Here is a 16,812-nt window from a genome sequence, read left to right as displayed (position 1 = left end):
TCAATTTTCTGGATATGTATGACAATTATCAGTCGCTGGCTGTTTCTGCTTATTCTCTGCCTAAGCTCAATCGTATTCGCTTCTAATCAGGAGCTCATTAGCCAGTATCAACAACGCCTGGATCAACTACCTGCCGATGAAAATAATCCGGCGACCCAGCAGCAAAGGGAGGCCTATCAGAAAATTCTTTCTGCCTACAAAGAAGCCGCCTTACTTGAACAAAAAGCATCGCAATTGAAGGCTCAGCTGGAACAACAACCTGAAGAAATACAACGCCTCAACGCTGCCCTTAAACAACAGACCGATACCATCGACCTGACAGATCTACAGCTAAAAACAGAGCCGGAACTAGAGCAATTACTCACGCTTAAGAAAGCGGCCTCCCTGGAATTAGAGCAGTCCAGAAAATTACTGCAGCAACAGATTAACCAGAGCGATCAAAAGCTTATCTCGTTACGTGAGCAACTCGTTCAACTCAAACAGTCATCGGCAGCAAGCGATAAACAAAATAACAGCCCCTTGAGTGATGCTCAGTTTGCCGTGCGAACGGCCAAGAACCAGGCACTCGAACTTGAAGTACTGAGTCTGCCAGGACAGAACGATCTTAATCGCCTTCGCCTCGACAGAATTAACCGCGACCTCAAGAACAACCAAACGTATATCGATACGCTGCAAGATATTTTACAAAAGAAACGTCGCGCTGAAGCTGAAAAAACATTAGACACCTTAGGTATTGATAATATCAATACGACACTACATCCACTCATCAGCGCACAGGTAAATGAAAATCAATCGCTCAGCGACACATTAAGAAGCATTCTAGCCACTAATGAGACAGCTCTGGGACAAAGACGCTTACTAGACTCTCAATTAACGATTGTGACGCAAAGTTATATTGCGGTTCAGCAGCAACTGGAATTAAGCACTCAGTCGTTAGGGGTTGAATTACGCAAATATACGCGCCGTTTAACTCAACCGACATCAACCGAAACCACTCGTGAAAACATTAATAAGCTGCGCCTGCTTAATCTTGAAGTATCACGTTCATTATATAACCTTGAGAATAATAGCGAGCCACCCGCAGCGACGTTAACTGACAATGAAAACACCCTGTTGCAACAACTATTAGCCGACAAGCAAAAACTATTAACGCGCATCAGAGAAGCCAGCAATCTGGGGATTAATGAGCTGTCACAACTGCTTTCTACTCAGGAACAGATTAACGAACAGACTCGCCTGGGACGTGAACTCGTCGCTCAGCACTTGCTCTGGCTTCCCAGCATACTGCCTATTTCTACTGACTGGTTCTTAGAGATTCCACAAGGCCTTAACCCTCTTCTCGACCTGATCACCCCCTCCCGGGGGATTTCACTCTGGCAGCCCATTAGCCATTGGATACCTAAAGCAGCCTTGTTGATACTGCTGTATTTGATAGCTTTCGTCGTAGACCGGCATTACAAGAAGAATGCTGATGTATGGGTTCAGCACGTCGGTAATGTTATTCATGATCGTTTCAGTCACACTTTCAATTTATTCTGGATGCCGTTACTGATCACCCTTCCCATCCCTGCCGCTATTGTCATTTTCACTCGGTATATCCTCAACAGCGAGGCATGGAATATCGAGTCTTTGCATCTTATTGGCTACTCTATTGCCGCGTTAACCTGGGCTTATCTGACCTTAGAAAAATGGGGTAGAAAAACCAATGCACTGTTACAGGGACACTTTTCCGTCCCGGTAAAATTATGTCGTAAACTTCATAAGCTTATACACCCGCTGTACTGGCTGGGACTGCCCTTAGTTGTTTTATTAATGCTGATTGATCATTCAGGCTCAAATGAACTGCGCTCAGGCATTGGACGGCTCGTTTTCCTTTCGCTGACAGCTTTAGTGACACTTTTCTGGATGGCCTTATGGAAAGTATCTCCGCACATTGACCAGACCATTAACAGTGAACATTGGTGGCAACGCTCACAGTTATGGTTAGTCAGTTTAATCGGTATTCATATCATCATTATGTTTGCAGCTTTGCTGGGGTATGTTTACACCGGCTCGATGATTATGCTGACCCTGCTGATCCTGACCAGTATATTTTACGTAACCTTTCTCTTTTTCAAGTTAGGTAACCGTTGGCTGCTTATTGAAGAAAGACGTTTAGCCTTTGATAGAGCCAAGATACACCGTAATGAGGTTATCGAAGCACGAGAAAAAAATGAAGATATCCCTCCGTTGGAAGAAAACTATATCGATCTGCAGTCGATCTCTGATCAGGCGCGAATTTTACTAAAAACAACGACCATTATTGTATTTGTTTCTTTGCTTTGGATATTGCTGAAAAATGCGCTCCCAACGCTCGACATTCTCGATAACGTGATACTCTGGAATCACAATATCACCACAGACGCGGGTATCGTTTCAGAATCGATAACACTGAAAAACATTCTCTTCAGTGGCACCCTGATTACGCTATGTGTATTAGCCGCCTACAATCTACCCGGGCTGTTAGAGCTACTGGTATTGCGCCATTTGGTTCTCACTCCCGGTACGACCTATGCGGTTACCACCATCACAAAATATATACTGATTGTCGTCAGCATATTGGCAGGAACCTCGCAACTAGGATTGGAATGGTCAAAACTACAATGGCTGATTGCGGCCATGGGTGTCGGTCTTGGTTTTGGTCTGCAGGAAATTGTTGCCAACTTTGTTTCCGGCCTGATAATTCTGTTCGAAAAACCTATTCGCATTGGCGACACCATCACTATTGGAGGGTTTTCCGGTTCTGTAACACGTATCCAGATCCGGGCAACGACGATTACTGACTGGGACCGCAAAGAGATCATCATTCCCAACAAGAGCTTTGTCACCGACCAATTAATCAACTGGTCGCTGACCGACCCCATCACCCGCCTTGTTATCAAAATCGGCGTGGCCTATGGATCGGATACCCGTCTCGCTCATGACCTGTTGCTGAGAATCGCCTCTGAGCATAAACAGGTGTTGAAAGATCCTGCGCCTAGCGCATACTTCATTGCCTTCGGTGCCAGCTCGCTGGATTTAGAACTAAGGCTATTCGTCAGCACCATGTCAGACCGCTTACCTGTCGCCCATGAAATTAATCAAACGATTGATGATTGCTTTAAAGAACATAATATCGAAATCGCCTTCCCGCAACTGGATGTTCATTTACACCGCAGCCAAAAGCCATGATGGCTGAGTGCTTCACAAGATAAGTGAATTCACTTATCTTGTGTCGGTAAAAGAGCAAGACATCCAAATCATAATGAGCGGAGGGTAATGATGAGTACAGTTGCTGAGAAACTAATTTATAGTTGCGAAATCCCGGTTCGTTGGGGAGATATGGACGCCTATGGCCACGTAAACAATGCCATGTATATGCGCTACCTTGAAGAAGCGCGGGTTCAGCTACTGGCTAAAATGGGTGCAAAAATGGATGGCGGCGGTATTGATCCCGTTGTCATTAACGTTGGCTGCACCTTTATGCGCCCGATTGTTTATCCAGATACAGTACGTATCGATTGCTTCGTCAGCGAACCCGGGCGTTCAAGTTTCATGACCCTGTATAAAATATACAGCGAGTCAGATCCGTCTCAAGCGGTAAGTGAAGGCTATGCAAAAGTTGTCTGGATGGATCATCACAGCGGAAAATCCGTACCACTGCCTGCTGACATCCGTCAGCACATCGAGAGCTGACCCTTCGGCCAAATAACCTCATACTTTAGGCGTGTCAGGGGCGACAAAGCAGCCTTGTTTGATGTATTTTTGCATTGCACCATTCTTGTCTGAATAGTGTGCATATTTTTATAACGACCGGTCATGGTTGCCTCGCACCGAGCCGGGCCATATACAATGAGGCATTACTACTATGAGTCAAAGGGTACAGACTGGCGGCCTGCAGGTTGCTGAAGGTCTTTATAATTTTATTAATAACGAAGCGCTTCCGGGCACGAACATCAGCACTGAACAGTTCTGGTCAGCCATGGATGCGGTCATTCATGACCTCGCACCACGCAACCGTGAGTTGCTGGCAAAACGTGATGATTTCCAGACACAGATTGATCAGTGGCACATCAGCCGTAAAGGTCAGCTTTTTAACTTTGGGGAGTATAAAGATTTTCTCAAATCGATCGGCTACCTGATCCCCGAAGGCGCTGACTTCTGTGCTGAAACCAGCAACGTAGACCCTGAAATGGCAACCATGGCAGGACCACAACTGGTTGTACCCGTGATGAATGCACGCTTCGCTCTTAATGCTGCGAATGCTCGCTGGGGCAGTCTGTACGACGGACTGTACGGGACTGATGCCATATCCGAAGAAGGTGGCGCTGAAGCAGGCAGCAGTTACAACCCGGCACGCGGTGCTAAAACAATCGCTTTTGCCCGCAACTTTCTTGATGAAGCCGCGCCATTAGCCAGCGGATCTCACAAAGACTCTGCCGGATATAGTATCCAGAATGGCCAACTTGTTGTGGTATTGCGCGACGGTTCAGAAACATCGTTAGCACACGCAGAAAAATTAATTGGTTATCTGGGTAATGCGGCGGCTCCTGACAGCGTACTGCTAAAAAATAACGGCCTTCACTTTGAAGTACAGATCGACCGAAGCAGCCTGATAGGTAAAGATGATGCCGCTGGTATCAAAGACATCATCATGGAATCTGCACTGACAGCCATTATGGACTGTGAAGACTCTGTTGCTGCTGTCGATGCTGAAGATAAAGTCGTTATCTATCGTAACTGGCTCGGCCTTATGAAGGGCGATCTGACAGAAGAAGTCACCAAGGGCGGCAAGACGTTTACCCGCGCCATGAATGCAGATCGTGAGTATACCGCTGTTGCAGGCGGCACGGTAGCACTCAAAGGTCGCAGTCTGATGTTTGTGCGCAATGTAGGTCATCTAATGACTAACAGCGCCATTATCGACAAAGAAGGCCATGAGGTACCTGAAGGGATCATGGATGCTATGGTGACATCTCTGATCTCTGTTCACGACGTAAAAGGTCTCGGTAAATTCAGCAATACCACTACCGGCTCCATGTATATCGTAAAACCGAAAATGCATGGCCCTGAAGAAGTTGCCTTCTCCAATGAACTGTTTGGCCGGGTAGAAGATGCACTCGGGCTAACCCGCTATACGCTGAAAATGGGCATCATGGATGAAGAGCGTCGCACCACGGTTAACTTGAAAGAGTGCATCCGTGCAGCTAAAGAGCGCGTTGTCTTTATCAACACGGGCTTTCTTGACCGCACCGGAGATGAGATCCATACATCAATGGAAGCGGGACCGATGGTACGCAAAGGCGATATGAAGTCTGCCAAATGGATCGCTGCATACGAAGACTGGAACGTTGATAACGGCCTGCTGTGCGGTTTAAGCGGCCGTGCTCAGATAGGCAAAGGAATGTGGGCAATTCCGGATCAGATGGCTAATATGCTGCAGGCTAAAATAGGCCACCCGATGTCTGGTGCCAACACCGCATGGGTTCCGTCTCCGACAGCCGCAACCTTGCACGCAATGCACTATCACAAAGTCGATGTATTCGCGCGCCAGCAAGAGTTGAAAAGTCGCCCCCGTGCCAATCTGGATGACATACTGACTATTCCTGTTGAAGCAAATCCAAGCTGGTCTGCAGAAGAGATTCAGCAAGAGCTGGATAACAACGCCCAAGGTTTGCTTGGTTATGTCGTTCGCTGGGTTGACCAGGGCGTAGGCTGCTCAAAAGTCCCCGACATTAACAATGTTGGCCTGATGGAAGACCGCGCAACACTGCGTATTTCCAGTCAGCATATTGCTAACTGGTTGCATCACGGCATCTGCTCTCAAGAGCAGGTGATGGAAACGCTAAAACGCATGGCAGCCATTGTTGATGGGCAAAATGCCGGCGATCCTACTTATGATGCGATGGCGACTGACTTTGATAATAGCATTGCCTTTGCCGCCGCTTGTGAGTTGGTGTTCGACGGGTGCGCGCAACCAAGCGGATATACTGAGCCGGTTTTACATCGCCGCCGCTTAGAGGTAAAAGCTAAATTGGCAGCCAAATAAGCCAATTAGCAAACGCTGTTTTGGGACCCTGTGTTTCAAACGTGTCATACAAAGCGATTCTCATTTGAGAATCGCTTTTTTGTTTGGATTAAGATTCGTGCACCTCAACCCTAATTCGGCTCATCGCTATGGTTGGTCTGAAACGATTCAACCTGCTCAGCGACATCCAGAGCACTATCATTGTTATTAAAACAGGCAATATGGAACACAGCATCGCCTTCATACACCATCGGTAGCTCTAAACGCCCGATGATCACGCCTTCCAGCGTCGAATAGATTGGATGTTGAGTACCGCTATACGGATCATATGTATAGCCCAACAACGTCCCTTTTTTCACATGAGCACCCAGAGCAGTTTTCATATTTATCATGCCGCTTTCAGGTGCCCGCACCCAATAACTTTTGCGAGCAATAAAAGGTTCAGGAGCGACTGAGCGGCTTTTTGAGGGCGGCAACATCCCCAGAGTCCGCATCACGTTTAAGACACCCGTAACACCCGCCCTGATTGCAATTTCATCGTACCTGAGCGCTTCACCCGCTTCATAAAGGAGTACAGGCATCCCCAGCGCACTGGTTTCAGCGCGTAATGACCCATCGCGAACAGAAGAGTTAATCAATACAGGCACACCAAAACTACGTGCCAACTCGCGTGTTTCAGGATCGTCCAGGTCTGCTCGAATCTGCGGTAAATTTGTACGGTTGACCGCCCCGGTGTGGAGATCGATACCATGGGTACACTTTGTGACTATCTCCTCCATAAAGAGGTTGGCCAGGCGAGCGGCCAACGAACCGCCCTCAGAGCCGGGAAATGAGCGATTGAGATCACGTCGATCGGGTAAATAACGACTATGCTGTATCAGCCCATAAGCATTCACAACCGGAATAGCGACCAGCGTGCCTGATAGTTTCGCCAGAGACTTCAACGCCAGAACACGGCGGATAATCTCTATACCGTTCAGCTCATCTCCATGAATCGCCGCACTTAAAAACAACACCGGACCTTGTTTGCGCCCATGAATAACATGTAACGGCATATCCATCGAAGTATGACTACTCAGCTTTGGTAATGGAACGTTGATCACCGCCCGGCTGCCAGGCGCTACATCCGTATTACTGATCGTAAAAGATTCTCTCATATCACACCTTTTTCCACTTCTGATGAGCCCTGACCCATATGATGTTCAACCACCTATATGGCAGACAACACCCCTGAAGAATCAGTACTTCTGTGAGTTTTTGCTATATCAATTCTTTAGCCAATAGTCGCTATTGTAAACACATTAAAATGGCGCAATACCAGCCAGCATAAGTAACTATTAATAGCATGCCTGTGCGTCGCTTACACTATAATCTCTACGCTAGACACAAACTGTTTTTCAAACAGCTCTATGGCTCTGTACAGCCTCATTTTTGCAGCACTCAGACTAATGCCAAGTGTCTGACTAATGCCTGCTAAGGATAACTCTAAATCAAACCTGAGCATTAAAATATCACGTGCATATTCAGGAAGTCCGTTCAATATTTTGCGAACGTCCTCATTTTGCGCACTGTCCTCTGGCGGTGTATACAACGCCTCTTCCTGATCAATCAACACCGTCATGTCATCTGTTAATTGGTAACGTTCCCGCTTTGCAAAAAAGCGATTACATTGATTATCCGCTATCGTAAACAGCCAGGTTTTAAAGCTTGATTCTCCTCTGAATGCACTTAAGTAACGATAACTACGGGAAAGTGCTTCCTGAACGACATCTTCAGCATCGGCGACATTACTCAATCGGCATAAACAGCGATGAAACAATACAGCCCTATATCGATCTATCAATTCATCAAACAACCTTGGCGCGTTTCTGTCCTGCTGTTGAATCAAGTCAATAAGCTCATTATCTGTCAGTGTTTGTATTTCAGATAAATTCATTTCCTAAATCCTTTTTATCTCTGCTATTGCAGCGAAGACAGAAATTTAGTTAACTTCACCCAACAAATCTAACTATGTTTTTTTGTTGATTTATAAAAAAATATTTATGGGAAGTTTATGGATCTTGAATTACTGAGAACATTTCTGGAAGTCGCTCGCACACGACACTTCGGACACGCGGCACAATCTCTGCACTTAACTCAAGCGGCAGTCAGCGCACGAATCAAGCTGCTGGAATCGAATCTTGGCGTACAACTTTTCGACCGTCTTAAACGAGATATAAAACTAACCCCGGAAGGCAATCGCCTACTGCGCCATGCCGATCTTTTACTATCAGGATGGCGTAAAGCACGCCAGGATGTTTCTGCTGGCGGAGCAAATCAGCAACTCTCTATTGGAGGAAGCCTCAGGCTCTGGGATGTGCTCCTGCAACCCTGGTTGCACTCGCTACGTACATCCTTGCCCGACATAGCCCTGATTGCGGAATCTCATACACCCGAAGTACTCACCCGCCGCCTATTGGATGGCGTTCTTGATATTGCTTTTATGCTTGAGCCGGCACATCTGGATGTGCTGCAAATTCAGCAAGTCACTGTTCTTGAGCTAGATCTGGTTTCCAGCAACCCGCACGCCTCACTTGAAGATGCCTTTGATAACAACTACCTGATGGTTGATTGGGGGCTTGCTCACGCACTCACGCACAAACGCTTGTTTCCTGACATTGCGGAACCCAATACACGCCTGGGTACGGCAACAATGGCGATTTCATATTTAAAAACCTTAGGAGGCAGTGCTTACCTGCCTAAACAAGCCATTGAGCAGCAACTGTTAAATGGCTCACTGTATTGCATCCCTGATGCTCCCACCATCAAGCATCCGGCCTATGCCGTTTTTCCTGTTCGCAGTGCTCGTTCGGACTTACTTAAACAAGTCATCCAACTGTTTAACAACTAGACATACCTTAAACATGCCCTATCAACCCAGACAATCAGCCACAAAAAAGGCCCCTGCAATGCAGAGGCCTAATAAGGGGAAAATCAGAACTGCTTATTTCAAGCGGTAAGTCAGACCCATAGATAAGTTTTTATCAACCTCATCATTTGCTTCATAGTCTTCCAAGCTGACTGTGACGTCAAATTTCAGCGAGTTAGAGATATAATAATAGAAAGACGATGACAACTCATTGTTAGTCACGTCTTCTGCATTTTCATAATCAATGTGAGTCAGTACCCAAGAGTTTTCCCAGTCTACACGGTCACTAATCTCATGCGTTAAAGTCATGTTGTTTGTGACAGTAAAACTGTTGTCATCATCATCCAAGATAGCAGTTAACAGTGCTTCGTTGGAAAACTGAGTCGCATTGCTCAACGGACGATGATATTCAGCACCCAATTCAAGCAATGGATTACCATCAGAACCATCATAGTCTTTTAATACAGCACCAACACCGGCACGCACTAACCAGCCGTGTTTACGCGTAGAAAGACGCTCGTTTACCAGTACATCATATGACTTAATAGCACCTGCCGCGCCGATACCACCACCCAGAGCAGCTTCAATGTCCTGGATCCAGTTGATTTCATAATCTTCTGCGCCGTACTTAGAGCGATACTCATCTTCGCGAGCGATAATATTCGCAACAGCCTTATAGGCTGCTAAAGACGGTGTTTGTGTCAGAATGTTACGTTCGGTTAAGGCTTCAACCATACGGATAGCCCGTGCCATTGGCGTCACATTAACGACACGCCCATAACCAAGACCCAGTGTTGCTGTAATCCGAGGATCATCCGCACCTTTCTGCAGGCCTACATCGCCCTTACCATACCAGAATGCACCGTTACTGTTTGGTTCGAAATAGTTATCCACTTGCACAGAACCGAATGCCTGATAATTGGAAACGCTTTTATCAGCAGCATTGCCGCCACGTGACTTTGTAGTTTCACCATCAAAGCTAAACGCAGTGTTTCTGTCAGGCGTAGAAAGTACTTTTTCGAAATCTAAACTCAAATCCAGATCATAACTGGACTGATCCTGATTACCGCTTTTCGCGTCAAAGTTTGCGTTAATGTACGCATCTTCGTATGCAGAACTAGCTTCTTCATAGTCAAACAAAGTAACGTTTTCTGCCATAGCCATTGAAGCACTGCTGCCGGCAACTACTGTAGCAATAACAAGGGCTAATTTATTGGATTTCATCTATCGACTCTCCTTTTCGGTCCTAAGACACTAATATTAGACACCCTACTTATATCCTATTAAGCAGGGCCTTTAAAAGCTTAGATACAACAATCTAGCCTAAAGTCACATATTTGTGGAGAAAATTTGAACTATTTTTAAAATAAAATGTAAAGTATCGATAATGTCGCAGATAAGCGCTGGATTTATGAGTCAATCAGATCGTGTATCCTCTGTTGTACGATGTCAATCAACGCATTCGGACATTGCCGATAATCAAAATAAGGCGTGCAAATCATATTACCTCTGATCCATACCCGCTGCTCTGCATCTAACGGTTGAAACCCTTTTAGGGGTTGAGACTCTTTTATTAGTTGAGACTCTTTTATTGGTTGAGACTCTTTTATTAGTTGAGACTCTTTTATTAGTTGAGACTCCTCCATATAAAGCCCCAGGCGTGCCCAACTGGCCTTACCTGCAACCAGATGTATAGTCGCACTGTCGACTAACTTATCTGAAAAACAGATAGCTTCTCTTTGGTGTAATAAAGAAAAGTCACGATAGGCACGCCAATCACCATCAGGCGATGCCAATTTAGCAAAAATAGTGAGTATTTTTCGCCAATGGTTACCATTGAGTAAAATCAACTCCGCCGCTGAGAATTCTTCGCCCCGGTGCATAGCAGAAGAAAGCACGGGGCGATTTGCAATATAAAGCACTATCTGGGCTGTTGTGCTTCCCAAACAATCATTAAGATGATCGGCAGAACCTGCTGCTTGATTCTGACTGGTATCGGTACTCATACTCAGCTACTCTCCTTCGTTCTTTCGAGACTACTGACGACAGGGCCATGTTTTGCAACAAACACTCCAGCAAAAAGGCATGATCCTTGCATCCATCGGTGTCCTTATTCTTAGCTTTGACGCCATGCTTATCCGTTTGTCCGGCGTATCATCATGGGATGTTGTTTTCTGGAGAGGTTGGTTAATTTGCCTGGTGTTCACGACCCTGACTCTCTTCAAACGCCAACGAATCCAGTGGCCAAACAATCGGGCACATTGGCTTTTAGCGGCACTCATTGCTGCATTATATGGCATTAATACCCTTTTATTTGTCTTTTCTATCAGCAACACCAGCACGGCAAATACCGTTGTAATTCTTGCCAGCTCGCCATTATTTGCAGCCATTTTTTCACGCCTTTTCCTGCACGAACCTATTAAACCCAGAGTATTACTGGCTATCATCGCCAGCTTTATTGGTGTCATCACCATTTTTGCGGGTTCCTTTAACAGTAGTGGCTGGCAAGGAGACATAGCGGCTCTGTGTCTTGCCTTATTCATGGGCATCGTCCTGACACTGTTACGTCGTTATTCCGGGTTACCCTTACTACCGATCATAGCGCTGTCCGGCGCAATTGCAGGATTAATGGCGATACCTCTGGCCTCTCCCATGAGCTTGCCTGCTAACAGCTATCTTTGGTTAGCTATTATGGGGTTAGTTCAGATGCCACTGGCCACATGGCTACTGATGCTGGCTCCGCGGTTTATTCCCTCGGCTGAAGTCAGCTTATTTCTGTTAATCGAAACCATCCTCGGACCCGTGTGGGTTTGGCTAGCGATAGGAGAAGAAACACCAGCGCGCACATTGCTGGGCGGTAGCATTATTCTGACTGCCATTTTTGCCAATACAATGGCGGCACTCTATGAACAAAAACAAAAACGTAAAAGCGCCAACTAAACTAATATTCAAGTAAGTCTTCAGGTAATACTGGCAATACCGGATATTTAGCGATAGCCTGAGATTTAACAGTGTGATGATTAATCTGATCTCTGGAGACTATTATGTTCACATTTATCTCACAGCACTTTTTGCTACTGACTCAACATTGTTCAAAAGATTGTTCAAAACACTTTTCAAAGCGCTTATCACAAAACAGCCCTTCTCTATGGAAGATGTTTTTAAGTGTCCTGGCTGCCATTTTTGGCGTTCAATCTGAGCAGAATCACCAGCGCGATTTCAACAAAGGCAGTGCATGGAAATTCGCTTTCCTGGGTTTTGTCGCGCTGATCGTTTTTATCATAGCCGTGATTTTACTGACGCGATGGGCGCTATCACTCGCTGGTGCATAATGCCATTTAACAGCACAATGATCTCTTTTGGCTGCATAATTAGCATATATATAACAAAATAAAATTTTTAACCATTTATTTTATTGACTTACATTAATACCTGACTGCTATACTGAGCCACAGAAACGGACGAATAATAACAAAAGATGGGATGGAACTCGGGCCTTCAAACCTGATTGAAACCCGTCACTACCGACGTTGCAGAAGTTACAGCGTTAATGGCTGATACTACGTAAAATTCTACCGCCAAAACGTTGTTTACAGCGCCCCTAGTGGACTGATTTCAAACAGGCTATGACCCGGAAGGGGAACCTGTGATGAAAGTAACCAGACTAATAACGTTACTTATATCGATAAGTAGCATTTCATGTGCCCACGCAGAGTGGGGACTCAATATGCCCCGTGGCGTGACTGAAATCAGCCAATCAGTCTTTGATCTGCACATGATTATTTTCTGGATCTGTGTAGCCATCGGCGTTGTGGTATTTGGCGTAATGTTTTGGTCAATATTCCACCACCGTCAATCCCGGGGCGCACAAGCCCACCACTTCCATGAAAACACCTTAGTTGAGATTATCTGGACACTGGTTCCCTTTGCCATTCTCATCGCCATGGCCATTCCTGCCACCGCAACTCTGGTAAAAATGTACGACCCTTCTGACGCTGATATCGATATTCAGGTCACCGGTTACCAATGGAAATGGCGCTATCAGTATCTTGGAGAAGATGTCGACTTTTTCTCTAATACCACTACACCCAAAGAACAGATCAACAACGAGTCCGAAAAAGGCGAAAATTACTTGCTGGAAGTCGATAATCCACTGGTTATCCCTGCAGGTAAAAAAATTCGCTTCCTCATCACCTCCGTCGATGTTATCCACAGCTGGTGGGTTCCCGCTTTCGCAGTCAAAAAAGATGCTATTCCTGGTTTTATTAATGAATCCTGGACCAATGTCCCCGAACCCGGCATTTACCGCGGCCAGTGTACAGAGCTATGTGGCACATACCATGGGTTTATGCCGATAGTCGTCGATGTCAGACCCCAGGCAGAATACGAGCTGTGGCTTGCTGAGATGAAAAACATCAAAGCCCAGGAGATCGCATCAGCTAAACAAAGCATCAGCATGGAAGAACTGATGAGTAAAGGCGAAGCAGTTTACAAAACCGCATGTGCGGCTTGCCACCAGATAAACGGGGAAGGTATCCCTAATGTATTCCCGGCAATCAAGGGTAGCAGCATAGCAACCGGCGACATCAGTCAGCACATCGATATCGTGCTAAACGGTAAGGCGGGCTCCGCCATGCAGGCATTCCGCGAACAACTCAGCGCCGTCGACCTTGCGGCTGTCATCACGTATGAACGTAATGCCTGGGGTAATGATAGCGGCGACAAGGTGGAACCTGCCGCCATCGATGAATTAAAAATGGCTGCTAAGCAATAGGAGGCTGATGATGAATACCATGGCAAAGGTTGAGCATACAGAACATCACGGTCCGGCAGCCGGTTTAACCCGCTGGCTCTACACCACTAATCACAAAGATATTGGCACCCTCTATTTATGGTTCAGCTTTGCTATGTTCCTGACCGGGGGTTGTATGGCGCTGATGATAAGAGCAGAGCTATTCCAACCCGGTTTACAGTTGATACAGCCTGAATTCTTTAATCAAATGACCACCATGCACGGACTCATCATGGTGTTTGGTGCCGTCATGCCCGCCTTTGTCGGCTTAGCTAACTGGATGTTACCGATGATGGTCGGCGCACCCGATATGGCGCTACCCCGGATGAACAACTGGAGCTTCTGGATTCTGCCTTTCGCGTTTGCCATGATGCTCAGCACGCTCTTTATGGAGGGCGGCGCACCTAACTTTGGCTGGACATTTTATGCTCCCTTGTCCACTACTTATGCTCCTCCGAGTGTTACTTACTTCATTTTTGCCGTACATATGATGGGGATCAGCTCCATTATGGGTGCCATCAACATTATCGCAACCATCCTGAATATGCGCGCCCCTGGCATGACGATGATGAAACTACCACTGTTCGTCTGGACGTGGCTAATCACGGCTTTCTTGTTAATCGCAGTCATGCCAGTTCTGGCAGGTGTCGTCACCATGATGCTGATGGATATCCACTTTGGTACCAGCTTCTTCAATGCGGCTGGCGGTGGTGACCCTGTATTATTTCAACATATTTTCTGGTTCTTTGGCCATCCGGAAGTTTACATCATGATCTTGCCGGCCTTCGGGATTGTGAGTGAGATCATTCCTACCTTTGCGCGAAAGCGGCTGTTCGGTTACAGCTCCATGGTCTATGCCACGTCATCGATCGCTTTTCTCTCGTTTATCGTTTGGGTCCACCATATGTTTACGGTCGGCCTGCCGTTAATGGGCGAACTGTTCTTTATGTACGCCACCATGCTTATCGCGGTTCCTACCGGTGTTAAAGTTTTCAACTGGGTCGCTACTATGTTTCGTGGCTCAATGACCTTTGAAACACCCATGTTATTTGCTATCGCTTTTGTGGTGCTTTTCACGATAGGCGGATTTTCCGGTCTGATGCTGGCGATTGCTCCTGCGGATTTTCAATATCACGATACCTACTTTGTGGTCGCTCATTTTCATTACGTTTTAGTACCCGGGGCCGTATTTGCCATCATGGCGGGAGTGTATTACTGGCTGCCAAAATGGACAGGGCACTACTACCCGGAAACGATGGGAAAAGTACATTTCTGGTGTAGTTTTATCGGTGTAAACCTGACATTTTTTCCGATGCACTTTATCGGCTTAGCCGGGATGCCACGTCGCATACCTGATTACGCACTGCAGTTTGCAGACTTCAACATGGTCGCCTCCATCGGTGCTTTTATCTTTGGGTTTTCGCAACTCATTTTTCTGGTACTGATTATTAAAACTATCCGTGGAGGCAGTCCTGCCACATCTGAAGTATGGGATGAACCGCATGGACTGGAATGGACTATTCCTTCGCCTGCTCCCTATCACACCTTCTCGACACCCCCTGAAGTAAAGTAGGTATCTTCAATGAAGCCGGTGAAATCAGCTCAGCAAAAAAACCGATCCATGGTACGCACACTCATATTGAGTTGTGTGCTGATGTTTGGCTTCGGCTTTGCTTTAGTGCCGCTTTATGATGTTTTTTGTCGGATCACCGGGTTGAATGGCAAGGTATTGAACACCGGACCGAATGCACCCACAGGCAGTGATAAGAACAGAACCATTCGCGTACAGATGATAGCTGTCAACAATGAATCGATGCCGTGGGAGTTCCGGGCTCTATCGCCCATGGTGACTGTCTATCCGGGTGAAAGTAAGCAGGCGGCTTATCTGGCACACAATCCCACGTCTGAAAAAATGGTAGCGCAGGCCATTCCATCCGTATCTCCGTCAGAAGCTGCCCAATATCTGCATAAAGTCAATTGTTTTTGCTTTGATCGACAGCCCCTGGACAGCCTCGAAACCAGAGAAATGCCATTACTATTTGTCATCGATCCGGAATTACCCACCTACATCAGCACAATTACTTTGTCCTACACACTCTTCGATATTACCTCGACAAAAGCCGCTGAAAGCGATCTCTTATCTAAATCAGCTCAACCCAATAGCACAGGGAGGAACACATTATGAGTCATGAGACTTACTATGTACCCGCGCAAAGCCGCTGGCCGATCTTAGCCTCTATAGCCCTATTCCTGTTAGCTTATGGTGCCGGCACTCTGATTAATGGACTCAAAACTCAAACCGGAGGAACAGGATTAGTACTGCTCTTGTCCGGCGCCTTTATGATGAGTCTGATACTCATCGGCTGGTTCCGCCATGTGATTAATGAGAGCATGGATGGAAAATACAGCCCTCAGGCAGACCTTTCCTTTCGATGGGGTATGAGCTGGTTTATCTTTTCAGAAGTGATGTTTTTTATCGCTTTCTTCGGTGCACTTTTTTATGTACGCACACTGGCCGTTCCGTGGCTAGGTGGTGAAGGTGAAAAAGGCGTCAGCAATATGCTCTGGCAAGGCTTCGAAGCACAGTGGCCATTGCTCACCACCCCCGATATGGAAAAATTTCCAGGCGCTACTGCGGTTATCGACCCCTGGCACCTGCCGCTGATTAATACCGCTATTCTTATTTCGTCCAGCTTCACTATTACATTGGCGCATCACGCTCTGAAAGCAGGTCGCCGCAAGGCTATCGTCCTCTGGCACGGCCTGACAATTCTATTGGGTATCATCTTTTTATCTTTCCAAATCATGGAATATGTAGAGGCATATCAGGAGTTAGGGTTAACACTGCACTCAGGAATTTACGGTGCGACCTTCTTCATGTTGACGGGTTTTCATGGCCTGCATGTCACATTAGGAACATTGATGCTGATTATCATCTGGCTACGTGTTTTGAAAGGTCACTTTACGCCTGAAAACCACTTTGGTTTCGAGGCCGTTGCTTGGTACTGGCACTTTGTAGATGTCGTATGGGTCGGCTTATTCCTGTTTGTTTACGTATTTTAGGAC

14 protein-coding genes are annotated in these 16,812 nt (G+C 46.4%); 10 read left to right on the top strand and 4 right to left on the bottom strand.

The features are described 5' to 3' along the window. The first annotated feature begins 18 nt into the window (after nt 1-18). The 3 genes from BM099_RS02000 (at nt 19) to BM099_RS01990 (ending at nt 6,067) form a co-directional block, all read left to right on the top strand. Nucleotides 19-3,210, top strand: a complete 3,192-nt coding sequence (locus BM099_RS02000; protein ID WP_090723676.1) for a mechanosensitive ion channel domain-containing protein — start codon at nt 19-21, stop codon at nt 3,208-3,210. Nucleotides 3,211-3,300: 90 nt separating this feature from the next. After that, nucleotides 3,301-3,714: an acyl-CoA thioesterase gene (locus BM099_RS01995; protein ID WP_090723674.1), complete on the top strand. Its 414-nt coding sequence runs from the start codon at nt 3,301-3,303 to the stop codon at nt 3,712-3,714. A gap of 172 nt (nt 3,715-3,886) precedes the next feature. After that, nucleotides 3,887-6,067, top strand: coding sequence for a malate synthase G (locus BM099_RS01990; protein WP_090723671.1), 2,181 nt, complete (start codon nt 3,887-3,889; stop codon nt 6,065-6,067). A 110-nt stretch (nt 6,068-6,177) separates the two neighbouring features. On the opposite strand, the gene BM099_RS01985 is transcribed toward BM099_RS01990, so the two are convergent. Further along, entirely contained in the window at nt 6,178-7,203 is a 1,026-nt protein-coding gene (locus BM099_RS01985) for a succinylglutamate desuccinylase/aspartoacylase family protein (protein WP_090723669.1), read from the bottom strand. Nucleotides 7,204-7,406: 203 nt separating this feature from the next. Beyond that, nucleotides 7,407-7,982 (bottom strand): RNA polymerase sigma factor, encoded by a 576-nt coding sequence (locus BM099_RS01980; protein WP_090723667.1) that lies wholly within the window; start codon nt 7,980-7,982, stop codon nt 7,407-7,409. Between the two features lie 117 nt (nt 7,983-8,099). On the opposite strand from BM099_RS01980, the gene BM099_RS01975 reads away from it, so the two are divergent. Next, entirely contained in the window at nt 8,100-8,936 is an 837-nt protein-coding gene (locus BM099_RS01975) for a LysR family transcriptional regulator (RefSeq protein ID WP_090723666.1), read from the top strand. A 93-nt stretch (nt 8,937-9,029) separates the two neighbouring features. Here BM099_RS01975 and BM099_RS01970 read toward each other — a convergent pair whose 3' ends face one another. Together BM099_RS01970 and BM099_RS01965 are read right to left on the bottom strand one after the other, a co-directional pair. Continuing rightward, nucleotides 9,030-10,178 (bottom strand): DUF481 domain-containing protein, encoded by a 1,149-nt coding sequence (locus BM099_RS01970; RefSeq protein ID WP_090723663.1) that lies wholly within the window; start codon nt 10,176-10,178, stop codon nt 9,030-9,032. 185 nt (nt 10,179-10,363) lie between these two features. Then, nucleotides 10,364-10,960, bottom strand: coding sequence for a DUF6942 family protein (locus tag BM099_RS01965; RefSeq protein WP_090723660.1), 597 nt, complete (start codon nt 10,958-10,960; stop codon nt 10,364-10,366). Nucleotides 10,961-11,012: 52 nt separating this feature from the next. On the opposite strand from BM099_RS01965, the gene BM099_RS01960 reads away from it, so the two are divergent. From BM099_RS01960 to BM099_RS01935, 6 genes are all read left to right on the top strand, one after another. Beyond that, nucleotides 11,013-11,894, top strand: a complete 882-nt coding sequence (locus BM099_RS01960) for a DMT family transporter (protein ID WP_232348869.1) — start codon at nt 11,013-11,015, stop codon at nt 11,892-11,894. 104 nt (nt 11,895-11,998) lie between these two features. Next, nucleotides 11,999-12,286: a DUF2970 domain-containing protein gene (locus BM099_RS20605; protein ID WP_232348870.1), complete on the top strand. Its 288-nt coding sequence runs from the start codon at nt 11,999-12,001 to the stop codon at nt 12,284-12,286. Between the two features lie 317 nt (nt 12,287-12,603). Further along, entirely contained in the window at nt 12,604-13,728 is a 1,125-nt protein-coding gene (coxB, locus tag BM099_RS01950; protein ID WP_090723656.1) for a cytochrome c oxidase subunit II, read from the top strand. Between the two features lie 10 nt (nt 13,729-13,738). Beyond that, a complete protein-coding gene (gene ctaD, locus BM099_RS01945; protein WP_177201061.1) occupies nt 13,739-15,319 on the top strand; it encodes a cytochrome c oxidase subunit I in 1,581 nt (526 codons plus the stop codon). 9 nt (nt 15,320-15,328) lie between these two features. After that, a complete protein-coding gene (locus BM099_RS01940; RefSeq protein ID WP_090723654.1) occupies nt 15,329-15,931 on the top strand; it encodes a cytochrome c oxidase assembly protein in 603 nt (200 codons plus the stop codon). Continuing rightward, the gene (locus BM099_RS01935) at nt 15,928-16,809 is read left to right on the top strand and encodes a cytochrome c oxidase subunit 3 (RefSeq protein WP_218150132.1); all 882 of its coding nucleotides are present in this window, start codon (nt 15,928-15,930) and stop codon (nt 16,807-16,809) included. Before BM099_RS01940 ends, BM099_RS01935 begins: the two co-directional genes overlap by 4 nt. Nucleotides 16,810-16,812: the final 3 nt, after the last annotated feature.

It is taken from the genome of Neptunomonas qingdaonensis, assembly GCF_900113275.1.
GTDB classification, from domain to species: domain Bacteria; phylum Pseudomonadota; class Gammaproteobacteria; order Pseudomonadales; family Balneatricaceae; genus Neptunomonas; species Neptunomonas qingdaonensis.
Note: the sequence above shows the minus strand (reverse complement) of the source record. Positions and strands in the feature narration are given on the sequence as shown.